15 protein-coding genes are annotated in these 24,241 nt (G+C 46.9%); 13 read left to right on the forward strand and 2 right to left on the reverse strand.

What is annotated here, in order from left to right; all coding sequences use genetic code 11:
* Positions 1-23: 23 nt before the first annotated feature.
* From MKZ13_RS10830 to MKZ13_RS10870, 9 genes are all read left to right on the forward strand, one after another.
* Positions 24-1,109 carry an arabinogalactan endo-1,4-beta-galactosidase gene (locus tag MKZ13_RS10830; protein WP_313771490.1) on the forward strand — a complete coding sequence of 362 codons (1,086 nt, stop codon included), beginning with the start codon at positions 24-26 and terminating at the stop codon, positions 1,107-1,109.
* Positions 1,110-1,194: 85 nt separating this feature from the next.
* The gene (locus MKZ13_RS10835) at positions 1,195-3,267 is read left to right on the forward strand and encodes a beta-galactosidase (RefSeq protein ID WP_313771491.1); all 2,073 of its coding nucleotides are present in this window, start codon (positions 1,195-1,197) and stop codon (positions 3,265-3,267) included.
* A 208-nt stretch (positions 3,268-3,475) separates the two neighbouring features.
* Positions 3,476-4,915 (forward strand): NAD-dependent malic enzyme, encoded by a 1,440-nt coding sequence (locus MKZ13_RS10840; protein ID WP_221823463.1) that lies wholly within the window; start codon positions 3,476-3,478, stop codon positions 4,913-4,915.
* Position 4,916: 1 nt separating this feature from the next.
* Positions 4,917-5,639 carry an HD domain-containing protein gene (locus MKZ13_RS10845; protein WP_339183928.1) on the forward strand — a complete coding sequence of 241 codons (723 nt, stop codon included), beginning with the start codon at positions 4,917-4,919 and terminating at the stop codon, positions 5,637-5,639.
* A gap of 300 nt (positions 5,640-5,939) precedes the next feature.
* Positions 5,940-7,007: an aromatic acid exporter family protein gene (locus tag MKZ13_RS10850; protein WP_017689291.1), complete on the forward strand. Its 1,068-nt coding sequence runs from the start codon at positions 5,940-5,942 to the stop codon at positions 7,005-7,007.
* 180 nt (positions 7,008-7,187) lie between these two features.
* Positions 7,188-7,649, forward strand: a complete 462-nt coding sequence (locus tag MKZ13_RS10855) for a pyridoxamine 5'-phosphate oxidase family protein (RefSeq protein ID WP_339183931.1) — start codon at positions 7,188-7,190, stop codon at positions 7,647-7,649.
* A 245-nt stretch (positions 7,650-7,894) separates the two neighbouring features.
* Positions 7,895-10,270 (forward strand): RNA polymerase recycling motor HelD, encoded by a 2,376-nt coding sequence (gene helD / locus MKZ13_RS10860; RefSeq protein WP_339183933.1) that lies wholly within the window; start codon positions 7,895-7,897, stop codon positions 10,268-10,270.
* Positions 10,271-10,579: 309 nt separating this feature from the next.
* Positions 10,580-12,439: an adenine deaminase gene (ade, locus tag MKZ13_RS10865; protein WP_339183935.1), complete on the forward strand. Its 1,860-nt coding sequence runs from the start codon at positions 10,580-10,582 to the stop codon at positions 12,437-12,439.
* Between the two features lie 386 nt (positions 12,440-12,825).
* Complete coding sequence (locus MKZ13_RS10870; protein ID WP_221823473.1) at positions 12,826-13,746, forward strand: hypothetical protein; 921 nt, start codon at positions 12,826-12,828, stop codon at positions 13,744-13,746.
* 159 nt (positions 13,747-13,905) lie between these two features.
* Here MKZ13_RS10870 and MKZ13_RS10875 read toward each other — a convergent pair whose 3' ends face one another.
* Entirely contained in the window at positions 13,906-14,826 is a 921-nt protein-coding gene (locus MKZ13_RS10875) for a helix-turn-helix domain-containing protein (protein ID WP_221823475.1), read from the reverse strand.
* Between the two features lie 173 nt (positions 14,827-14,999).
* Here MKZ13_RS10875 and yicI point away from each other — a divergent pair, with 173 nt between their 5' ends.
* The 4 genes from yicI to MKZ13_RS10895 all read left to right on the forward strand — a co-directional run bounded on the left by yicI (position 15,000) and on the right by MKZ13_RS10895 (position 22,759).
* Entirely contained in the window at positions 15,000-17,318 is a 2,319-nt protein-coding gene (yicI, locus tag MKZ13_RS10880; protein ID WP_221823477.1) for an alpha-xylosidase, read from the forward strand.
* 75 nt (positions 17,319-17,393) lie between these two features.
* Positions 17,394-18,404, forward strand: a complete 1,011-nt coding sequence (locus MKZ13_RS10885) for an aminoglycoside phosphotransferase family protein (RefSeq protein ID WP_221823479.1) — start codon at positions 17,394-17,396, stop codon at positions 18,402-18,404.
* Between the two features lie 19 nt (positions 18,405-18,423).
* Positions 18,424-21,375, forward strand: coding sequence for a glycoside hydrolase family 3 C-terminal domain-containing protein (locus MKZ13_RS10890; protein WP_260632898.1), 2,952 nt, complete (start codon positions 18,424-18,426; stop codon positions 21,373-21,375).
* Between the two features lie 82 nt (positions 21,376-21,457).
* Entirely contained in the window at positions 21,458-22,759 is a 1,302-nt protein-coding gene (locus MKZ13_RS10895) for an MFS transporter (protein WP_339183940.1), read from the forward strand.
* Between the two features lie 158 nt (positions 22,760-22,917).
* On the opposite strand, the gene MKZ13_RS10900 is transcribed toward MKZ13_RS10895, so the two are convergent.
* Positions 22,918-24,231, reverse strand: coding sequence for an MFS transporter (locus MKZ13_RS10900; RefSeq protein ID WP_221824278.1), 1,314 nt, complete (start codon positions 24,229-24,231; stop codon positions 22,918-22,920).
* Positions 24,232-24,241 lie beyond the last annotated feature (10 nt).

A 24,241-nucleotide genomic window follows, 5' to 3' on the forward strand; every position in this document is an offset into this window, starting at 1 on the left:
CCAAATTAATGGAGGTTGATACAGTGAGCAACTTGACGGAAAAGACATTCATTCTGGGAATGGATGTGTCCTTTATGGATGAAATCGAACAGCATGGCGGGAGTTATAGTGATGTGGATGGCAAGGATCAAGACTTGCTGTCCATCCTGAAGCTCAATGATGCTAACGCAATTCGGCTCCGGATCTGGAATGATCCTGTTGGTGGGTTCTGCAATCTGGAGCGTACGGTGGAGGTAGCCAAACGGATCAAGGAACAGGGATTGAAATTTTTGCTTGATTTCCATTATTCTGATCGCTGGGCTGATCCAGCCAATCAATGGAAGCCGAAAGCATGGGAGAATCTGTCCTATGAAGAGCTTCAACGTGCGGTATGCATGTATACGGCTGACGTTCTGAGAACGTTGAAGGAACACGATGCACTTCCAGACATGGTGCAGGTGGGCAACGAGATTACACCAGGCATGTTATGGAATGAGGGACGTGTCGGTGGAGAAGAGCATGATACGGATGAACAGTGGGAGCGTTTTGCAGGCCTTGTGAAGTATGGAATTGCTGCGGTCAAATCCGTTGACGCGGATATTCAGATTATGATACATATTGATCGTGGTGGAGATAACGCCGAGAGCCGCAAGTTTTATGATCGCTTTGAAGCACTGGGTGTGGAGTTCGATATCATTGGGCTCTCATATTATCCTTGGTGGCATGGCACACTCGATGCCTTACGTGACAATCTGCATGATCTGGCTGAGCGTTATGGCAAACCCATCAATGTAGTTGAAACCGCTTATCCATGGACGCTGGAGCAGCCGGAAGGCATTGAATGGATTTTGAATCAGGAAGATATGTTGTTACCGGGATACCCTGCAAGTGTAGAGGGACAGACCAAATATCTGAAGGATCTATTGCAAATTATTCGCGAAGTTCCTGGTGGTTTGGGGCACGGATTCTATTATTGGGAACCTGCCTGGATACCAAGTAAAGAAGAATGGTCCGTCGGTCATCCGAATAACTGGGGCAACCTCACCATGTTTGATTTTAAAGGTCGCAAGTTGGAATCGTTTACAGCACTCGCTTCTGTTGAAGAATCAGATGTCGTGACATACGTGTAATCTAGCGTAATACGTATCTTCTGTGAAGTCGTTGTTATCGTATATAAATTTAAAAAACAGCAATTAAAGCAAGGGAGTTGTCCTTATGACATACAAATTTCCACCTGTAAGTTCCAAAGCCCCGCACATGTTGCATGGCGCAGACTATAACCCGGAGCAATGGCTCCGCTATCCTGAAATTCTGGAAGAAGATATTCGCTTGATGAAGCTTGCCAAGTGTAACGTGATGTCCATTGGTATCTTCTCGTGGGTATCCCTTGAGCCGGAAGAGGGCGTATATACATTCGAATGGCTGGATCAGGTGTTGGATCGTTTTGCAGCTAATGGCATCTATGCATTCCTGGCTACACCAAGTGGTGCGAGACCAGCATGGATGTCCGCCAAGTACCCAGAAGTACTCCGTGTCTCTGAGAAACGTGTCCGTAATCTCCACGGTTTCCGTCATAATCATTGTTATACTTCCCCGGTATACCGTGAGAAGGTTACTGCGATCAACACAAAACTGGCAGAACGTTATTCGGATCATCCGGCTGTAATTGGCTGGCATATCTCGAACGAGTTCGGCGGAGACTGTCATTGTGATTATTGTCAGGAAGCATTCCGTGGTTGGGTGCAGAAGAAGTATAAAACACTCGATGAACTGAATCATTCGTGGTGGACCACATTCTGGAGCCATACGGTTACAGACTGGAGTCAAGTGGAATCTCCGGCTCCACACGGTGAGACACAGGTACACGCAATGAATCTGGACTGGCGCCGTTTCGTTACGGATCAGACAGCTGATTTTATCGTGCATGAAACGAAACCATTAAAAGCTCAGAATCCTGATCTGCCAGTCACAACCAACCTGATGGAATTCTATGGCGGTCTGAACTATTGGAAGTTCGCTGATATTCTGGATTTCCTCTCTTGGGACAGTTATCCGACTTGGCATGATGCAGATGACGACGCGAAACAGGCATCACGTATCGCGATGATGCATGATATCGTTCGTTCCATCAAAGGCGGTCAGCCGTTCTTGCTGATGGAGAGTACTCCAAGTTCGACGAATTGGCAAGATGTCAGCAAACTGAAAAAACCTGGCATGCATCTGCTCTCTTCTCTCCAGGCTGTGGCACACGGCTCCGATAGTGTTCAGTACTTCCAGTGGAGAAAAAGCCGTGGGTCTAGTGAGAAACTTCATGGTGCGGTGGTAGACCACGTAGGAACGGAACACACTCGAGTGTTCCAAGATGTCACCGACGTAGGAACGGCTCTTGAAGGCATGGAAGCTATTGTAGGAACAGCGGTTCCGGCAGAAGTTGCAATCATATTTGATTGGGAAAACCGCTGGGCCGTTAATGATTCCCAGGGTCCGCGTAATATCGGTGTGAAGTATGAGCAGACGGTGGAAGAGCATTACGAAGCGTTTTGGAAAAAGGGAGTCGCTGTAGACGTTATTGATATGGATGCAGATCTGTCCAAGTATAAGTTGCTGATTGCTCCAATGCTCTATCTGGTACGTGAAGGTGTCGGGGAACGTATTGAGAAGTTTGTAGAACAAGGTGGTACGTTTGTAGCAACTTACTGGTCTGGTATTGTTAACGAAAACGATCTGTGTTTCCTGGGTGGATTCCCAGGCCCGCTGCGTAAGACACTTGGTATCTGGTCCGAGGAAATTGACGGACTGCATGATCGTGATCTGAACGGAATTATCCCTGAGAAGGGCAATGAGCTTCAGCTCAATACAGCGTATGATGCAATTGAACTGTGTGATCTGATTCATCTGGAAGGCGCGAAGTCCCTGGCTACGTACCGTTCAGACTTTTATGCCGGACGTCCGGCATTGACCGTTAACCAGTTGGGTTCAGGGAAAGCATATTATGTAGCGACACGTCTGAAGGCACCATTCTATGATGATTTCTATGCGAAACTAATCGCTGACCTGAACATTGAGCGTGGACTTGAAACAGAGCTGCCTGCCGGAACAACGGCGCATACGCGTACAGATGGTACAGCTGATTATGTGTTTGTACAGAACTACACACCAGATGAGAAGCTGGTTGAATTAGATGGACAGTCCTATACCGATCTGCTCAGTGGTGATGCTGTGGAAGCAAGTCTCAGCTTGAAGCCATATGACATTTGTGTTCTGCGCAGACCAGTTGCACGGAAATAATATAGATTCTATATGGTACTAAATGAATGAAGTTAGTATTGAGAAAAGATGGCTTGAACGCCTGCATTGGTGTTCAAGCCATCTTTTTTATTTATGCATTTGGCTGTTGAACCACTTTTTCTGGACAAGATAAAGGATAAACGTGTCCGCGCAGCGAAGACAAACACGTAACATGTAACTCAAGACTTTCAGTCTGGGAGGAATGGAAATGAATCAAAGGAATCTGGATGGTAACAGCATTATTATTCGACTGGAAATGACAACTAAGGATATCAAGTTTGGCGAAGTGGCTTCGGCCATCTCGGAAGCTGGGGGAGACATCATTGCCATCGACGTGATTTCCACCAATCAGGATGTAAGCGTGCGCGACTTGACGGTCGCAGTTACAGATGCACAAGATAACAGTAAAATTATAGAAGGGGTGCGCCAGCTTAAAGGTGTATCCATCATTAACGTATCGGATCGCACGTTCCTGCTGCATTTGGGCGGCAAGATCGAAGTGACCCCAAAGACCCCGATTCAGAATCGGGAAGACCTGTCGCGTGTGTACACTCCGGATGTAGCCCGGGTATGTTCAGCGATTGCGGAAGAACCGGGGAAAGCATTCTCGCTGACAATCAAGCGGAACACGGTAGCCGTGGTATCCGATGGCAGTGCAGTGCTTGGACTGGGCAACATAGGTCCCCGTGCAGCGATGCCGGTCATGGAAGGTAAAGCGATGTTATTCAAACAGTTTGCAGGCGTCGACGCCTTCCCCATCTGTCTGGACACACAGGATACCGAGGAAATCATACGCACTGTGAAAGCGATATCACCTGGTTTTGGCGGCATTAATCTGGAGGATATCTCTTCACCGCGTTGTTTCGAAATTGAACGTCGTCTGAATGAGGAATTGGACATTCCTGTATTTCATGATGACCAGCATGGCACAGCGGTTGTGTTATATGCCGGTCTGATCAATGCGCTTAAACTGGTGGGCAAGTCCATTGAAGATGTGAAGATTGTGGTCTGTGGTATCGGTGCAGCAGGTGTAGCATGCAGTAACATCTTATTGTCCGCAGGAGCCAGTCGACTTATAGGTGTCGATCGTGAAGGTGCGATTGTACGGACACAAACCTATGAGAATGAAGTCTGGAGTGACTATGCAGCTCGTACTAACCCCGAACTGGAGACTGGCTCGCTGCGTGATGTCATTCGCGGAGCCGACGTGTTCATTGGCCTGTCCCGAGGGAATCTGTTAACTCGCGAAGATGTGCAGACCATGGCGGAAGATCCAATCGTGTTTGCAATGGCAAACCCGGTACCAGAGATTATGCCTGCCTTGGTGGAAGACATTGTGGCTGTAATGGCAACAGGCCGATCCGATTATCCGAATCAGATCAACAACGTGTTATGTTTCCCGGGCATGTTCAGGGCAGTTCTGGATTGCCGAGCCACCGAAATTAATGAAGAAATGAAGCTGGCAGCCGCTCAAGCGATCGCTTCGGCCATTACGGATGAAGAGCGTACACGCTATTACATTATTCCGAGTGTGTTCAATGATAAAGTGGTCAAATCGATGCGCAGTCGCGTGATTGAAGCAGCTGTTAAGACGGGTGTAGCTCGGCGTATTCCTCGTGAACAGGCCCGTGAAGGTGGGGAATCGTAAGATGCCAGAGAACCCTCTTCAACCTGGTGGGAATTTGCAAGAATCAGGGCACATGCATAATATAGATGGAATAACGGCAGGAGAGGCTGTTCTGCGCGCCGCGCGATCCTTTGTTCAAGGGGACTCATCCAAGCATCGTGATGGTCATGACTGGCCGCACATTGAACGGGTAACGGCACTTGCGGTTGAACTCGCTCACCGCATGGGTGCAGATCCATTTGTCTGTGAGCTTGCTGGATTATTACATGATGTACCGGATGAGAAGCTGAATGAGAGCTTGGAAGCCGGGATGGCCAAACTGAATGACTGGCTGGATACCCAGCCTCTTGACCCGGATATACGTAATAAGGTTGTGGGTATTATTAGCACCATCTCATATGCGGGAGGTCAGCGTCCTGCGGTCAGTTCGCTTGAAGCACAGGTTGTTCAGGATGCAGATCGACTGGATGCACTGGGTGCGATTGGGATCGCGCGAACCTTTGCCTTTTCAGGCGCCAGAGGGCGCGAGATGTACGATCCGTCCCTTCCCCCACGGGAGCAGATGACCCGTGAGGAATATCGCAATGGGCGCAGCACAACGATAAATCACTTTTACGAGAAGTTGTTCAAGCTCAAGGATCTGATGAATACCTCCTATGGCAGGGAGCTGGCGGAACAGCGTCATGATTATATGGTGCAGTTCGTGGACCAGTTCAAAAGGGAATGGGAGGGCACGGACCGTTAGGCAGGCATAATAAGCATGAGTATTCCACAGAGGTATAATTAGTAACCGAGGCGAATCTTTGAAGTGGCGAAAATCCATTTTGAAGATTTGCTTCTTTTTGGGTTAATAATGTGTATTAACATACATAAAGAAATTAATTTCACAATAGCTCTGACTTATGACATGGCAACGGAAGACCTTACATGGTACAATAAATCGTTCTCCTGAATGAATTCAGGCAAAAAAAGAAATATGGGGTAATAATGAACATGATTATCAAATGTAAAATTTCAGGTTCGGTAAAGAGGAGGGGTCACCACCATGTCGTTTGGTGCACGTGTACTTAAGACGGGGATCGCGGTTACGCTTGCCTTGTACCTTAGCAGCCTGTTCTTGAACCCGCAATCTCCCGTGCCTGCCGCAATCGCGGCTATATTCGCCATGCAGCCTTCCATCTATCGTTCCTGGAAATACTTCCTGGATCAATTGCAAACGACCACGCTGGGAGCTATTGTCGCCCTGGTGGGGGGCATGGTGTTGTCCAATGAGCCAATCGCTGTTGGATTAATTATTGTACTTGTCATCATGATCTGTCTTAAATTGAATATGGGTGAGACGGTTGGCCTGACACTGGTCACGGTTGTATCCATTATGGAAGCATCGGGTGACTGGCATTTTGCACTCAATCGTTTTCTGTTGACACTGGTTGGTATTGTATCGGCGTTTCTCATCAACATTACGGTATTTCCGCCGAAACCGAAGGTTCAGTTCGTGAAGCAGATCCATAGTGTATTCAGCGGTATGTCGTTGCTTCTGCGAACCTCGATCTCGGATGAGATCAAGGAAGTTGTATTCCGGGAGGAGAAAAGCAACCTGGGCGGTTCCATTAAGTCTTTGTCCGACAAGTATAACTTGTTCGAAGAGGAACAGAAAAAGATGAAACGTTCGAAATTCAGCGAAACTCGTCAGATGGTGGTCTACAAACAAATGCTGCTGAGTCTGCAAAAAGGGTATGAGGTGCTGGATTCGGTGGAACGCCACTATTTCCAGGCACCGCGGACAACGGCCATGGATCAGTTTTTTGACTCACATCTTGAACTGGTTATCAAATTCCATGAGCATGCACTGCTCAAGTTCGAGGATAAGCTGAAGCCTAATGGTGAAGAGGCCGCACAGTTTGTATTGGATAATGACCGTTTCATGGAGCAGGCGATCACCCAGTTTGATATCGACAAGGAAGGGATGTTACGATTGTCCATCGTGGCTGCTGCGATCTATGATTACGGATATCAGCTGGAACGTTTGAATCGACTTGCCGAACATGTGCATAGCGCTAGCGAAGACAAAGAATCACAGGACAAAATTTTGAATTGGCTTAAGTGGCCTTAGGCATGATTCGTAATCAAAAGTAGACTTTTTGAACAACCTCTCTACGTGCGAATTGCGCACCTGCTTGGCGATCATATACAATGTAGTTACAACATTGCCCGGACAATCGTGTCCGGGTTGTTTTGTCATACATACGGCTGAAGGGCATGAATGAATATTAACGAACTGAGGGATAGAGACATGATTATTGAGGAATTGGACGCTGAACTAATGGAATGGTTGAGTGGGACAAATCTGGCGCATAAACAGCATGAAGCCATGCAACTGCTGACCGTATCCGAGGATCAGTGGCCGCATCAGGCGATGATTAGTATGGGGGAAGTGATTGCCATAAATCCGCATCAGCTAAGACTGGCTTTATGGCAGGGTACACAGACCAGTATGAACATGAGCAAAACAGGCAAGGCTACCTTGATTGCGGTTCAAGGACATCGATTGCTGCATATCCGTATAGAAGCAGTACGGCTGCCTGAGATTAAGGGGGCTGTTCATCCGAGAGATCGTTTTGAAGCACAAGTGCTTCAAATACGTGTGGATCACGCGCCATATGCGGAGATCACTTCAGGAATAACCTTTCAATTAAAAGATGAACTTGGAGCAATTACACGCTGGAAAGAGACGATTGAAGAATTGCGAAAATAGGCAGGAATAGCTTGGTCAGATGAGGACCCGGTGATTGGGTAATAATGAAGAAGAAAACAACAAAAAAACGCCTCCGCTTGCATCGGGACGTTGTCACTGGTACAATAAAAAATGGTTTTCAGAAAATTAGAACTAATTAACATATAATTAAAATGTTTACTTTCTAATAATTATACCATTGCCTTTTCGGGCTTGTCAAATGGGGTTTTGAGGACACAATCCGGGGAAAGAGGGGCTATTAACATATGAGTACAGAGCAGCAGTGGAGTGAAGAACAACAACGGGTCAACACGGTGACCAATCAGATTGAACGTAAGATCACAACGCTGGAAGATGAAGTAGGTTCCTTCCGGGACGAAGTGGTTGGCATGAGAAAAGACTTCTGGGACGAAGTCACAATGAACTTTAGTGAAGCGGATGATGTCGGGGAAACTTCAACCAGTATGCGGCAGCAGTCACAGGTACTGTCCGATCGGGAGCGCAGTCATCTCAATACAGCGGCTGCGTTGGACAAAATGAAACGACTGCATCATTCACCGTATTTTGGCCGCATTGATTTTAAGGAAGATGGGTATCCAAATGCAGAACGCATTTATCTGGGTATTGCCTCGTTACTGGATGAGAAGGAAGAAACCTTTCTGGTCTACGACTGGCGTGCACCAATCTCTAACCTGTATTATGACGGAGCGCCGGGTCCAATTACGTACCAGACTCCAAGCGGGGAGATCAGCGGTGATATAGAGATGAAGCGGCAGTTTGTCATTCGGGACGGACGTATCCGTTTTATGTTTGACACGGGGGTTACGATTGGTGATGAGTTGTTGCAGGCCGTGCTCAGTCGAACTTCGGATGCACAGATGAAGAGCATTGTAGCGACCATTCAGAAGGAGCAGAACCGGATTATCCGTAATGACCGGACACGTATGCTCATTGTGCAAGGCGCAGCCGGCAGTGGCAAAACATCCGCGGCGCTCCAGCGTGTGGCATATCTTCTCTATAAATACCGCGAGCATCTGCAAGCGGATCAGATGGTTCTTTTTTCACCAAATCCAATGTTCAACAGTTATGTCTCCACGGTACTGCCTGAGCTTGGGGAGGAAAACATGTTGCAAACTACCTTCCAGGAGTATCTGGAGCGCCGTTTGGGTCGTGAATATCAACTGGAAGATCCGTTTATTCAACTCGAATATGTACTTACGGGGACGGAAGATCCTGATTACGATGTGCGCATGTCCAGCATTCGCTTCAAGTCATCCGAATCTTTCCTGAAAGTCATTACACGTTATAAGGAAAGCATGTTGTCAGGTGGCATGAAATTCAAGCCGGTACGCTTCCAGGGCCGAGCGATTGTCACGTCAGAGGCTATGGCTGAGAAGTTCTACAGTTTCGAGTCGTCCGTCAAGCTGGTGAGTCGACTGGAGATGCTGCGGGATTGGATGCTGAAAGAACTGTCTGCCTTTGGTAAAGGTGAACTGGATGCGCCTTGGGTGGATCAGCAACTTGATCTGATGGAGCCGGAGGATCTGCAACGAGCGTATCAACGGTTGAAGCGCAAGCAAAAAGGAAAGACCCATACATTTAATGACTTCGAGCAGGAAAGAGAAATTCTGGCACGTATGGTGGTCAGTGACCGACTCAAACCGTTGCGTAAATGGATTAAGTCCTTACGATTCGTTGATATAAGACAATTATATGCACATCTATTCAACGATCAGGCTCAGATGGAGCGATTGCTGGGTGACGAAGCGCTGCCTCCTCAATGGGATGAAATCTGTAAGATGACTTTACGCAGATTGAAACTTCAGGAGTTGGCATACGAAGATATTACGCCATACTTGTACTTGCGTGAGCTTATGCTTGGATTCCATATTAACTCCAATATTCGCCATGTCATCATTGATGAAGCCCAGGATTATTCTGCGTTTCAGTTGGCATTTATGAAGAGATTGTTCCCACGGGCGAAAATAACAGCACTTGGTGACTTTAATCAGGCAATCTATGCCCACTCTTCAGTACTTAGTGGAACAGGACCCTTGACTAACCTTTACGGACCAGACAATACGGAAGTGATTGAGCTGACCAGAAGTTATCGATCTACCCGGGAGATCGTGGAGTTTACACGTGGCATGGTGCCTGGTGGGGAAGAGATTATTCCATTTAACCGTAGCGGCGAGAAACCTAAAGTTATCGTTTCTTCTGATTCCGAGCGTCATATAAATGTCATCACAACAGACCTTAAGCACTTGATTAAGGAAGGGTATGAATCGGTTGCAGTCATCTGCAAGACCGCCGAAGAGAGCGGAGACGTCCATGCTGCATTGAGCAAGGCACTGCCCACAGCACCGAAGTTAATCAAGAAAACAACGCTGGCTTTTGAGCAGGGTGTTCATGTCATCCCGGCGTATCTGGCCAAAGGCGTGGAGTTCGATGCTGTCCTGATCTATGACGGCTCTGCGAAGCAGTATGCCCAGGAGCATGAACGCAAGTTGTTCTACACGGCTTGCACACGAGCGATGCATCTACTGCACGTATACTGTGTCGGCACACCGAGTCCGTTCATTACCGCCCAGTCGGAAGAATGGTATGATCTTGGCAAGGTGTCTGCTGCGCAAGTGGACTGACCTAACATTTCATATGCATGAAGAAGGCTTCCGTTCAATGGAACGGGAGTTTTTCTGTATATGATACATATCTCGGGAAGAAGCTAGCTTAGCGAGGGAAGTGTACATGATGAGGTTCCGGCCATATAGTTGATCGTATGAAATGAAAATACCTAACGTGATTCGTAAGGATTGGGTCCCGTGAATAAATACGACGGCATAATTTGTATTGAAGCACAATGGATGTGAATTTTCTTTACACATGAGGTCCGGACTCATATAATCGTAACAATATATTTTTTTGGATCGTTTATTTAAGGAGGTAACAAAATGAACAAACCATCATTTGAACGGCCACTTATGGCCGATTGTGTACCTGATCTGGTCGCTACAGCACGGGGAGATTTGCCAGCGACTTTGGTCATTCGGGGAGGTACGCTGGTAAACGTGATATCGGGTGAGATTTTGCCTGAGATGTCCATAGCTGTACAGGGAGCTCGAATCGCTTATGTCGGTAAAGATGTAAGCCACACTATCGGAGAACATACCCGGATTATTGAAGCGAAAGGTAAGTATATCGCTCCTGGTTTGCTGGATGGACACTGCCATATCGAAAGTACACAGATGAAAGTAACCGAGTTTGCGAGAGCGGTATTGCCTTCAGGCACGACCGGAGGTTTCTTTGACCCTCATGAGATCTCTAACGTGCTTGGTCTCAAAGGATTGAGACTGATGCTGGATGAAGCACGGACCACACCGATGGCTGCTTATATGCAGGTGGCTTCCTGTGTGCCTTCCACTCATCCAGGACTGGAGACAACAGGTGCTTATATCGGGCCTGAAGAGGTAGCTGAGGCTCTTTCCTGGGGTCCGGACATGATTGGTCTTGGTGAAGTGATGAACTTCCCTGGGGTAGTCTATGGGGACGAGACGATGATCGGTGAGATACAGGCGACGCTCCGGGCAGGTAAAGTTGCAGACGGTCATTTCACCTGGGCAGCAGATGACTGGCGTCTGCCAGCCTACGCAGCGAGTGGTGTTACAGGGGATCATGAATGTGTGACCAAGGAAGATGTGGTTGAACGTCTGCGACTCGGAATGTACGCGAAGATGCGCCAAGGTTCGGCATGGCATGATGTGGCTGAGACGATCAAAGCCTGCACTGAGCTTGGACTGGATACACGCCGGATGATGCTGGTGACAGATGACCGAAGTTCTGAATCGCTGCTCAAAGAAGGACATATGGATTTTGTTGTTCGTCTAGCAATCTCTCAAGGGGTGAAGCCGGTTACGGCTTTCCAGATGGCAACCATTAACACGGCTGAGCGCTTTGGTGTTGCGCGCGACATTGGTGCGATTATTCCGGGCAATATAGCCGATATTATTCTGCTGGACGGTCGGTTGGCGGATGTACGTGTAGGCATGACGATTGCTGCCGGGCAAGTTGTAGCGGAGAATGGGAAAATGACGGCGGTCTGGGACAGCTTCACGTACCCGGAGGAAGCGCTGAACACGGTGAAGTTAGAAGCTAATATTCAGCCGGAAGATCTGGAGTTGGCTGCACCGATTCAAGAGGGGACGATTGGTGCCAAAATCATTCATGTGACAGAGAACCATGTGGATACTAAGGAGAAACACCTGCCAGTCTCCGTAGAGAACGGCAAGGTTGTGGTTTCAACTTCAGGGGAAGTATGTAAAATTGCGGTCATGGAGCGTCACAAACAAACCGGGAATCGAGCGGTAGCGCTTGTTGGAGGCATCGGCTTCACATCACCTGCAGCGATTGCGATGACGGTTGCTCATGATAGTCACAATCTGTTGATTATCGGTAATGATGATGAGCTAATGGCTGAAGCCGGTAATCGCGTCATTCGTATGCAGGGCGGGGTTGCCGTGGTAACGGCAGCAGGTGTAACCGAATTCCCGCTGCGGATTGCAGGTTTGATGTCAACCGAGCCATTCGAAGTCGTTGCAGCCCAATCGGCAGCAGTCAGTGAAGCTTTACAGTCCGCAGGATGTACGTTGAATAATGCGTTCATGACGCTTTCGTTGCTCGCGTTGGTTGTTATTCCGGAATTACGTTTGTCCGACAAGGGGCTTGTGCGGATCTCGGCAGAAGGTATTGAACTGGTGTCCCTTTTCGATGAAGTGGTTGACAATACACCCGTAGCTCCATCGGGTAATGAATGAAAGGAAATGTCGACTAGAACATCATTAAATAGGGTTCCATATAAAGCCGCCTTAGGGCGGTTTTTTGGTGCATTTTGGGAGAAAACGCTTTCTAGGTCTTCTGGAGCTTGGTGTACATATGGCAATAATGACTGAAGTCATGCTGAAATAAGGATTGAATTTAAAAAAAATGAATAATTGCGACTTTTGAACTATACATACAGAACTACGAATTCCCGAAATATAGTTATATGATTCTTTCGTCGTAAGTCTTAAAGATGATATTGCATATAAAAGCAATCCAAATTCGTCGTACCTAATAAGTATCCATTAAATGAATATGAAACGACACAATTTCATCCAGATTTGCACGTCAGAGCTGATAACTTCAGAGGGAGTGTACAAATATGAAAAGCAAAAGGGGTTACCGTTTTATCTTATTACTGAGTTGTTTGATCCTGTGTGTGAGTACAGCCTGTTCTTCCAAAGCCATTGCGGATGGTTCAGTTGACAGTTATGCAACGATTCATGGAGAACTTGATGTGCCGGTGAGAGCGACTTGGGTGTGGGATACCACCCAGATCCGAAGTAATCCTCAAGAGGTGTTAAACTACGCTACAGCGAACAAGATCAATACGATCTATCTGCAGATGAACCGGGATATAAAGGTTCCTGAGTATAAAAGTTTTATCCGCCAGGCGAGAATCAAGAATATTGCGGTGGATGTCATGGACGGAAGATCAGCCTGGGGTTTGACGGAAAGCCGGGAGCAGATTGCTTCTTTCCTGGACTGGATCGAGGCATATCAGGCGCAGGCGTTGCCTAATGAGAAGTTTGCTGGTATCCATCTGGATATTGAGCCACATGTGCACCCGCAGTGGAAAATCAATCAGGCTAGTGTAATTACCCAGTGGCAAGGCAATGTGGAGTACATTGTTGAGCGAGCATCACGGATGAAGATGCCGGTAGCGGCTGATCTGCCTTTCTGGCTCGATAACTACAAAATCCCGGGTTCCACGATGGCCGTAAGCAGTTGGATGATTCGCAAATTTGATTCCATCACCATTATGGCTTACCGCGATACAGCTGCTGCAATCTATAGTGTAGCGAAGGATGAACTTGCAGAAGCAGCTCTGCTTGGCAAGACGATCTCAATCGCCGTGGAAACTAAGCAAAGTAAGGAAGGCGACTTCATTACTTTTTATGAGGAGGGATCTGCTTATATGGAAACACAATTAAAGTTGGTCGAAAAAATGGCTTCAGTTCATACGTCTTTTAACGGTTTCTCCGTACATGAGTACACTTCATGGAAGACCCTGAAAAAGTGAGACACCAGTAAGCTCCTTAGCGCAATGCTTGAAGTAATATATGAAAGAGTTCTAACTGAAACAACGTGCCTCAAAGCGTGTTACTTTGTTAGTTCTTGGGAATTGGAAGTTGATAAAAGAAGGTCTTTGCAGCTGAATAGCTGCGAGCACCTTCTTCTTTTACACCTGAACCAGGGCAGAATCCATGGCCACGTTCTCATAGAACATTTTGCGATACTGTGAAGGTGTGGTGGCTTTATGCTTTTTAAATGTAGTGATGAAGTAGCTTAGATGCTCGAAACCCACATCCATGGCGATATCTACAATTTTGTGATCCGTATTCTCAAGCTGAACGCAGGCCTGTTGAACACGGTAATAGTTAATGTAATCAACAGGTGTTTTCTGCACCATCTGTTTGAAAAAACGGCAGAAGTGCCCTTCGCTCATATTGGCTTCATCGGCCAGTTCTTTCAGCTTTAATGGTTCAGGATAACGTTTGTGAATATAACCGAGCACGGATTTCAGGCGCTCTACCTTGTCATGACTCCCTGTAGCCACGGTGCCTTTGAGCGGAGCAGGTCTCATATGTTCGAACATTCGGGAAAATATGAGGTACAGGTACGCTTTTGTTGACATTTCACACGTTTCGGTTCGGGTAGCATGGTCTGCAAATATACGTTTCAGGAGATCCAGAATTTCTTGTCCCCAATCCTCATCTGCCTTGATATGACTGGGGGGAATTACCGTTTTGCGTACCAGTGGACCGATGAATTTCTCTTGAACTGTATCGAAGGTACGGCTGCCAAGCAGCTCTGGATTAAATACAATGGAAGAGAATACACAGGGAACATCGCCCTTCAGATACCCCGCATGAATCTCGCCTCGATTGATGAAAATCGCTTCTCCAGCTTGGACCTCAACAGTGTTCATATCGATCTGAAAGACAGCGCAGCCCTTGGTCACCATAGTGAACTCCATCTCATCATGCCAGTGGCAATCGAGAATGCTATCCCCGTTCAGTTGTTGAATATCCGGGTACACACTGACGGGATACATGGCATTGCCGTGAATCCGGTCTTCCCGTAATCGTTCACGTTCCATATCAGATTCTCCTTTTTGTATCATTATTAATGTAATCGTTTCCATAGTTTGGTGATGATGTTCAAGAATCGGATGTTTATTATCAAAATCGTGATATATTTGGTCAAAATAAGAGAAGAAATTCATTATTAATATCAATATTATTATAATATAACCAAAGGGGGAAAGAAAACATGAAATTTACTGATGGATTCTGGATGACTCGTGAAGGGTACCAGATTCAAAACCCGACTGACATTCGTGATATTGTGCAAAAAGACAATTCTGTGACCGTATATGCGGCAACTAAATATATTCGTAGCAAAGGCGACACTCTGAACGGTACATTGCTGAAAGCAACGTACAGCTCACCAATGCCTAACGTTATTCGTGTAACTCTGAATCACCATAAAGGCGGCGTGAAAAAAGGGCCTGTATTTGAGCTTAACACACAAGAAGCCAACGTTGAGATCGCAAAAAATGAACAAGGTGCTGTTTTGAAAAGCGGCAATCTGGAAGTTCAAATCGACAAAACAAATGGTTGGGACATTAGCTTCCTGTATGGAGGAAAACGGATTACAGGTAGCGGTCAAAGAGCTGCTGGTTATATTACAGGTCCAAGCAAGGAAGCATACTTCCGCGAGCAGCTTGATCTCGGTATTGGTGAATACGTTTACGGACTCGGTGAGCGCTTCACGCCGTTTGTTAAGAATGGTCAAATCGTAGATACCTGGAATGAGGACGGCGGTACAAGCAGTGAGCAGTCTTATAAGAACATTCCGTTCTATTTGTCCAATAAAGGATATGGCGTATTTGTAAACCATCCTGAACGCGTATCATACGAGATTGCATCCGAGAATGTATCCAAAGTTCAGTTCAGCGTTGAGGGCGAGACGTTGGAGTACTTCATTATTGGCGGTGACAATCCTAAGGATGTACTTGATAATTATACGAAATTAACAGGTAAACCAGCGCTTCCACCGGCATGGACATTTGGTCTGTGGCTGACAACATCATTCACAACGGATTATGACGAAGCAACGGTTAACCATTTCGTAGATGGCATGGCTGAACGTGATCTTCCGCTGTCTGTATTCCATTTTGACTGCTTCTGGATGAAGGAATACCAATGGTCTGATTTTGTATGGGATGAAGCGATGTTCCCGGATCCGGAAGGCATGCTTGCACGTCTGAAAGAAAAGGGACTTAAAATCTGTGCTTGGATCAATCCATATATTGCAGAAAAATCCTACTTGTTCGATGAAGGTATGGAGAATGGTTATCTGGTTAAAACAGCCGATGGCAGCGTATGGCAATGGGATATGTGGCAAGCAGGTATGGCTCTGGTTGATTTCACGAATCCGGATGCTGTGAATTGGTATAAGAGTAAGCTTGAAGTCCTTCTGGATCAAGGTGTAGATTCCTTCAAGACCGACTTTGGTGAAAGAATTCCGACTGATGTTGTGTACTTCGATGGCTCTGATCCGGTTAAAATGCACAACTATTATACACAGCTCTATAACAAAGCTGTATTTGAATTGCTCGAAGAGAAGATTGGCAAAAACGAAGCTGCCCTGTTTGCACGCTCTGCAACAGCAGGTGGGCAACAATTCCCGGTTCACTGGGGCGGTGACTGCTCTTCCACGTATGAATCCATGGCTGAATCACTTCGCGGTGGCCTTTCACTGGGACTTTCCGGTTTCGGATTCTGGAGCCATGATATCAGTGGTTTTGAAAGCACGGCGAGCCCTGACGTATACAAACGCTGGGTACAATTCGGACTTTTATCTTCTCACAGCCGCCTGCACGGAAGCACTTCGTATCGTGTGCCTTGGTTGTTTGACGAGGAATCCGTGGACGTTGTTCGTGACTTTACCAAACTCAAAATCAGCCTGATGCCGTATCTGTACAATTCTGCGGTGGAGTCAACGGTAAAAGGGATTCCGATGATGCGCGCTATGCTGCTGGACTTCCCAGAGGACCCAACAACATACAGCCTGGATACGCAATATATGTTTGGTGATTCGATTCTGGTAGCTCCAATCTTCAACAAGGAAGGCGATGTTCGTTACTACCTGCCTGAAGGAACTTGGACGAACTATCTGACAGGAGCGAAAGTACAAGGTGGACGCTGGATCAGTGAAAACCATGACTTCAAAACACTGCCAATGATGATTAAACCAAACAGCTTGATCGCTGTAGGTGCGGTGGATAGCAAACCGGATTATGACTTTGCGAATGATGTGTCCTTGCACTTGTTCGAACTGGCTGATGGTCAAACGGCTCAAGCTGTCGTTGTGAACCAAGCGGCTGAACAGGAGCTGACAGTGAACGTTACACGTAATGGATCAGTGCTGGATGTTCGTGCAGAAGGTGCGGGCAAACCATGGAGCTTGGTGCTTCGCGGCATTGAGAGTGTATCCAGCGTTGAAGGCGGTTCCCAAGTGTCTGGTGCAAATGGTGTTGTTGTTACGGCAGCAACAGGCTCAAACGCGCTTACAATCCAACTGTAACATGATATAGTAGAAGAAAAGGACGGTGCCGAATGGTGCCGTCTGTTTGTCTACGATGATAGGAGATTGAATGAAATGAGCACAATGAATTCGGGTTTGCACTGTACGATATCAGCAGAGATGCTGCATCAACTGGTAGAAATTCATTTTGGAAGCGATACCAAAGTGAAGGGGTTTGGTCTCCTGCAAGGTGGACTTTTTAATACAACCTATCGGATTCACCTTGAACATACATCCTATACGGATGTGATTTTACGTTTGGCTCCAGAGCGGGGAGAGATGGCCGCTGGTTCTGCGGGGGATCCACTATTTTCGTTCGAACGCACGATGATGGCGGCTGAACCGATTGTATATGAATATTACCGCAAGGCAGGCATTCCTGCTCCCAACATTATCGCCTGTGATGACAGCGGGTCCATCATTCCGAGAACGTACATGTTTATGGCGTTTATCCCGAGTAAGCAGCTGGATCACGTATCAATTTCAGACATAGACAAAGAGCGATTGTATCATCAGCTTGGTGTATATACCGCCATCATGCATCAGATCGAGGGTACATCGTTTGGCTGGCCGCAGGGTGATGGGACGATTAAAGGCTCGGATCAATGGTCCGAGGTGCTGCACTCTTTTGCAGAAGAAACTGCTCTTAAAGCGGCCCAAGCCGATTATATGCTAGGTGTAGGGGAAGAGATCGCCGCTATTTTCATCAAAAATAAAGACTTATTTGATCAAGTGACCCGCCCGGTACTCGTTCATAATGACCTCTGGGAAGCAAATGTACTTGTTCATCAGGAAAAGGGTGAGCTGAACATTGCGGCAATCATTGACGGGGATCGATCCATGTTTGCCGACAGGGAGTTTGAAGCCATATTGTCGACAGAGTCGGTGGCTTTCCATGAAGGATATGATCGTCCTCTGGACTCATCTATTGAAGGACAGGCACGCAGGCTTGCCTACCGAATACTGTCTTCGTATTTCAATGCCTACGTTCATGAACATCAGGTTAATCAACCTGAAGATGGTCAGAAGTATCGCCAGCGTACGCTGGATTTATTGGAGCAATGGAAGCGACTGGAATACAACTAACTCGTAGGAGGAATGAAGGATGAAGGAGTATCATCAATACCCGATGTGGGACGCGTCACGTTCACTTGAGGAACGTTTGGATGACCTGATTGCACGATTGACAACGGAGGAAAAGATCAGACTAATTCCTACACGCGAAGCAGCTGTACCAAGACTGGGCATTCCCGCCTACAACGTTGGGGGCGAAGCTGCCCACGGGGTTGCATGGAAAGGGGAGGCAACGGTATTTCCGCAACCTCTCGGTCTATCAAGTACCTGGAATACGAGACTTATGCGGGAGATTGGTTCAGTCATTGGCGATGAAGCGAGGGCATATCATCACCGTGATCCTGAAGTTCATGGGTTAACACTGTGGGCACCAACAGTTGACTTGGAACGTGATCCACGCTGGGGCAGAACGGAAGAGGGATATGGCGAAGACCCGGTCCTCACGGGAGAAATGTCGGCAGCACTCGTTAAAGGCATGCAGGGAAATGATCCTTTTTATCTGAAAATGGTCGCGACATTAAAACACTTTTTTGCCAATAATAATGAGAAAGATCGTCTGAATTGTTCATCCAGCATCGACCCTCGCAATCTGCGGGAATATTATTTAAAAGCATTTGAAACGCCATTTGTGGAAGGCGGAGCCTTGTCCATGATGACAGCTTACAATTCCATCAATGGTACACCTGCTATTGAAAGTCCATATGTGAATGATGTGGTTAAGGGTGAGTGGGCGATGCCAGGTTTCATTGTATGTGATGGTGGAGACCTGTCACAGACGGTGAATTATCATGGTTATCATACCAGCCATGCCGAGTCAGCAGCAGGTGCGTTGAAGGCAGGAGTGGATTGTCTTACAGATGAAGTTGATCTTGTTGTGTCTGCTCTGGAGGAGGCTCTTGACCGGAATCTGTTGGATGTCACTGATATGGACCGAGCGATTCGTAACATCTTTGGTGTGCGGATGCGACTTGGACAACTGGATCAGTCGGGGCAAAATCCATATGCGTCTATTCCCGAGTCGGTATTATGTGCACCGGAGCACGCCAAACTCAGTTATCGTGCCGCTGCCGAATCCATTGTTTTGCTCCAAAATGATGGATTGCTTCCATTGCAGCCAGAAGCGTTGCAGAAAATCAGTGTGATTGGACCCCTTGCGGATGTTGTCTATACCGATTGGTACAGTGGCACACTGCCTTATCGTGTATCCGTCCTCGATGGACTGCGTAATCGACTACCTCAATCAGACATAACGTATGCAGATGGGAATGACCGTATTCAGCTGAAGACAACAGACGGACAAGTTGTAACTCTTGGTGCGCAAGGTACACTCGTCGCTGTACCGGAAGCCAGTGCACCTACAGCCGCCGAATTTGTACATCAGGATTGGGGTTGGGGAAGTCATACGCTGAGAAGTGTGAACAATAATCGATACGTTAGCTTAACCGAGCAAGGTATCTATCAGGCAAATGCACCGGAGATTGGTGGCTGGTTCGTGAAGGAAGTTGTTCGCATAGATCCTCTAACGGATGGAAGTAACACCTTGCGGGCGTGGAACGGTATTCCTGTTGGGCTGAGCGAATATCAGGGACAGTCTGCTGTATCTCCACTCCGGCCACAAGGAGAACAGACTACAGCTACAGGTACAAATCCGAATGATATTGGTGACTCTGGACACGCAAGTCAATCACCTGGCAATACACAGATACCTTCTGCATTCAATATTGATATTGTGACAAATGGAATACAACAAGCTGTAGAAGCTGCACGTAGCAGCCAGGCATCTGTCGTTGTTGTTGGCAACAGCCCATACATCAACGGCAAAGAAGAAATTGACCGCCCAAGTCTGCTGCTTCCGCCGAGTCAGGTCGAACTTGTCAAAGCTGTGTGTGAAGCCAATCCCAATACAGTGGTTGTCATTATGGGCAGTTATCCATTTGCCTTGCAGGAGTTGAAAGGTATTGCCCGCGCAATCGTTTATATGACACATGCAGGTCAGGAATTGGGGAACGCGCTTGCAGATGTGCTGTTAGGTCATTATGCGCCAGCAGGCAGATTGAACATGACATGGTATGAAGATGAATCACAGCTTCCTGACATGATGGATTATGACATCATTCAGAATGGCATGACCTATATGTATCATGAAGGACCGGTTCAATATGCATTTGGTCATGGCCTGACGTATTCTGAATTCGAATACGAAGCGATTCGTGTAAGTCGCAGTGCTACAGAGGAATCCACCAATACAGATCAATTGAAAATTGAAGTGGAGGTACACAATACAGGTGAACGTGACAGTGATGAAGTCGTACAGATCTATGGATCTTCGCATACCTCCCGAGTGAAACGTGCTCAGAAGCAACTCCTTGCTTTCCGCCGTGTTCATGTCAAAGCAGGGACACGTGTTACGATAAGTCTAGAAGTCCCTGTTCAGAAGCTGGCGCTATGGGATGTTACCCGAGATCGATACTGCCTGGAGACAGCAACATGGGCCATCCTGGCAGGGCGTTCTTCCGCAGATATACGTCAGTCGGCTGATATTGAAATTGAAGGTGAGACGATTCCTGATCGTCCGCTGCACTTGCTTACCTTTGCCGAGAATTACGATGCTTGTGCAGGTGTTCTACTGGATGAATGTCTGGAAGGGCGTTCGGCAGTTCGGGCAATCATTCGGGAAGAACCCTTATATCAAGAGACGCAGTTGTCCTGGATCGCTTTCAACCATAATGCTGTTCAAGAAGTGCAAGGATTTGAAGCCAGAGTGGCAGCTTTTGGGGAAGAGGGCAGTCTGGAGATTCGTTCTGGAGGACTGGAGGGCGAACTGCTCGGTGTATGTGAAGTTTCTGGACCTGGAGGCAGTGTGAATGGGAAAGATATCAAGTGGACAACAGTCCAGTGTTCGCTTGAGGCGCCACATAAGGTGAATGAGCTGTATATTATTTTCAAAGGCGGAGCAGCGTTACGGCACTTTAGATTGTTGTAGTTGTAGCATGTCCTGAATAATCAACCTCCGAAACAAGCACAATAATGCTGTTGTGTGTAGAATCTGTAAAGGTGGTTGTGGTATGAATGATAAAAAGTGGGACCTCGTCGCACTTGCTTCCATCCCTTTAATTATGACCTTGGGTAACTCCATGCTTATACCGATCTTGCCACAGATTGAACGTGAATTGAAGGTATCTGCATTCAAGGTCAGTATGCTTATTACAGTCTACGCTGTAGTTGCCATCCTGCTTATTCCAATAGCAGGGTATTTGTCTGATCGTTTTGGCAGAAAAGCAGTCATTATTCCCAGCCTCATCATTGCAGCCGTCGGGGGTGCTGTAGCTGGTGTAGGTGCATGGATGCTGGATGGAAATGTAGCTTACTGGACCATTTTGGGTGGCAGGTTATTACAGGGGGTTGGAGCAGCCGGCGCATTCCCTATTGTCATTCCATTGGTTGGGGACATGTTTAATGATGAAGATCAGGTTAGCAAAAGCCTGGGAATCATTGAAACCTCGAATACATTTGGTAAAGTGTTAAGTCCGATTTTGGGTGCAGCACTGGCTGTTTGGCTATGGTTTTTACCATTTATGGCTATTCCTGTATTGTGTTTAATCTCGGTGATTCTGGTTATTTTCCTGGTGAAGTCTCCCAAGAAAAAAGAAAAGCCACCCACCTTTACGGAATTTGTGGCTTCCATTCGGGACGTATTGAAAGAAAAAGGTCGATGGTTATATGCTTTGTTTGCAATCGGTGGAATTTGCATGTTTATTCTTTTTGGTGTGCTTTATTATCTATCCGAGACGTTGGAGAGTGAGTTCGGCATGAAAGGGGTCGTAAAAGGTCTTGTACTTGCGATTCCGTTGGCAGCCTTATGTCTTTTTTCCTTTTTCGGAGGAAAGTGGATTGGAAAGAGTAAGCCTCGCATGAAATGGCTCGGATTCGCAGGACTAGTTCTTGTAACCGTTTCGCTGGGTGTTATTGGGATTTTTGATAATATCTACGTTGTGTTGGGACTGTTCACATTAGGAAGTGCCGGAGTAGGAGCAACCTTACCATGTCTGGATGCTCTTATTACTGAAGGTGTGGATAAGAAACAGCGTGGTACAATTACAGGTTTGTTCAGCAGCATGCGATTCATCGGTGTATCGCTTGGTCCTCCTGTTGTGTCCCTGTTGATTGGCACACAACATTTTTGGCTTTTTGGTGTGCTCGCCGCATCTGGAGCTGTAGGGGCATTGCTCACCTTATTTGCGGTCAAACCCGATAAGGGAGACCAACCTACTTCAGGAAGCGGACATAAACAGGATGAACGACATATCGATCGGATTGAGACGAGTCGAGGTTATGCTCCTATACGGCGCAAGAAAAGTCCACTCTAGATGGATGGTATTAGCCGACAATTCATTCTTATCTTTAATTGAATACCATGAACCATAAAAAACGCGTTTACGCCTGAGAAAGTTTGCATCCTCGGTGTAAACGCGTTTTCTTGATCATGAGAATAAACCACGTAATCGTGTCACTCCCATTGACGGGTTTATTTTTTATTTTTGGTATCTTGCGTATTATGTTCCGAATCCTTGGGCTGACCTGTATTTGTTGCAGGTATATGCGTATGAGCGAGCAGAGCATGAGGTTCAATGGAGAAGCTGCCGCTTCGTTTTCCCTGAATCAGATAGATAAGCAAGAACAGAATCATAAACATCACGGAATATCGATACATATCGGTATAACTGGTTATGGCTGCAATGGCGCCAAGAAGAAGGGCACCGGTTGCGATACCCAGATCCAGCGAGTTCAAAAACATACCATTAGCCATACCCCGCTGAGATGGAGATACAACTTGAATCATCCAGGTCTGCAGAGATGACTGCATGGAACCATAGCCGATCCCGTAGATAAAGGCAGCAATGAACAAGATGGACATGGAGGTTGCATACGAGAGCAGAATGAGGCCAACAGCAATAAATATAGCCCCTGGAATGAGCAGTGCTTTTGGACCCTTAGTGTCATAGATCCGTCCTGCAAAGGGTCTAACCAATAACACGGCGAGTGCATTGAACAAAAAGAACAGCGCAGGATTGGCCAGATTGGCTTCCTTGCCATACAGAACGATGAATCCAACAAGCCCACCATAGGTGATGGATAACAGGCAATTCAGCACACTGGGCAGAATCAGCTTGCGGTTGAAAGGTGTCTTCTGTTTTGGGTTGGACCCTGAAGCACTTGTTGTGGCTTGTGGCATGATGGTTGTACTGTTATCGGTTCTGACTGCTTTTTTGCGTGTCAGCGAATAACTCAGTGGATAGATCACAGCGAGGACACCCGCAGTACATAACATGAGGGTTACAAATCCAGCACCCTGTAGCAGAGTGACCCCAATAATTGGCCCCATAGACATAGCCAGGCTAGTCGATAGACCAAAGTAACCCATACCTTCACCCATTCGTTTGACAGGCACAATGTCCGAGGCCATCGTTGGAAAAGCGGTACTGCTCATACCAAACCCGATACCAAACAACATTCTCAGCAACAAGAGCACAGCTATACCGGCAGCAAAATAATAGCCGAGCGTTGCCAGCAGGGCTACGGACAGGCCTATATAGATCATGGCGTTACGAAGGCCCTTCTCCAGTGCTTTCGCGGAATAAAGACGGGCTGCAATGGCACTTAGTGCAAACAGACAGGTGAATAAACTTACTTCAAATGCATTGGCGTGAAATCGCTCCTGAACGTAGGACGGAAGCGGAGAGACGATCATGTGCAGTTGCAAGAACAACAAGAAGTTGCACAGCATCAGCAGAATAAAATCGGTGGTCCATAGTCTAACTTGTGTAGATTGTTCTTTCATGATGATGTAT

It is taken from the genome of Paenibacillus sp. FSL R5-0701, from assembly GCF_037973995.1.
GTDB lineage: Bacteria > Bacillota > Bacilli > Paenibacillales > Paenibacillaceae > Paenibacillus.

What these genes read in the sequence shown, in the direction of transcription:
- MKZ13_RS10835 (WP_313771491.1), top strand. Translation starts at nt 1,195, where the DNA reads ATGACATACAAATTTCCACCTGTAAGTTCCAAAGCCCCGCACATGTTG.
- MKZ13_RS10840 (WP_221823463.1), top strand. Translation starts at nt 3,476, where the DNA reads ATGAATCAAAGGAATCTGGATGGTAACAGCATTATTATTCGACTGGAA.
- MKZ13_RS10845 (WP_339183928.1), top strand. Translation starts at nt 4,917, where the DNA reads ATGCCAGAGAACCCTCTTCAACCTGGTGGGAATTTGCAAGAATCAGGG.
- MKZ13_RS10850 (WP_017689291.1), top strand. Translation starts at nt 5,940, where the DNA reads ATGTCGTTTGGTGCACGTGTACTTAAGACGGGGATCGCGGTTACGCTT.
- MKZ13_RS10855 (WP_339183931.1), top strand. Translation starts at nt 7,188, where the DNA reads ATGATTATTGAGGAATTGGACGCTGAACTAATGGAATGGTTGAGTGGG.
- helD (WP_339183933.1), top strand. Translation starts at nt 7,895, where the DNA reads ATGAGTACAGAGCAGCAGTGGAGTGAAGAACAACAACGGGTCAACACG.
- ade (WP_339183935.1), top strand. Translation starts at nt 10,580, where the DNA reads ATGAACAAACCATCATTTGAACGGCCACTTATGGCCGATTGTGTACCT.
- MKZ13_RS10870 (WP_221823473.1), top strand. Translation starts at nt 12,826, where the DNA reads ATGAAAAGCAAAAGGGGTTACCGTTTTATCTTATTACTGAGTTGTTTG.
- MKZ13_RS10875 (WP_221823475.1), bottom strand. Translation starts at nt 14,826, where the DNA reads ATGGAACGTGAACGATTACGGGAAGACCGGATTCACGGCAATGCCATG.
- yicI (WP_221823477.1), top strand. Translation starts at nt 15,000, where the DNA reads ATGAAATTTACTGATGGATTCTGGATGACTCGTGAAGGGTACCAGATT.
- MKZ13_RS10885 (WP_221823479.1), top strand. Translation starts at nt 17,394, where the DNA reads ATGAGCACAATGAATTCGGGTTTGCACTGTACGATATCAGCAGAGATG.
- MKZ13_RS10890 (WP_260632898.1), top strand. Translation starts at nt 18,424, where the DNA reads ATGAAGGAGTATCATCAATACCCGATGTGGGACGCGTCACGTTCACTT.
- MKZ13_RS10895 (WP_339183940.1), top strand. Translation starts at nt 21,458, where the DNA reads ATGAATGATAAAAAGTGGGACCTCGTCGCACTTGCTTCCATCCCTTTA.
- MKZ13_RS10900 (WP_221824278.1), bottom strand. Translation starts at nt 24,231, where the DNA reads ATGAAAGAACAATCTACACAAGTTAGACTATGGACCACCGATTTTATT.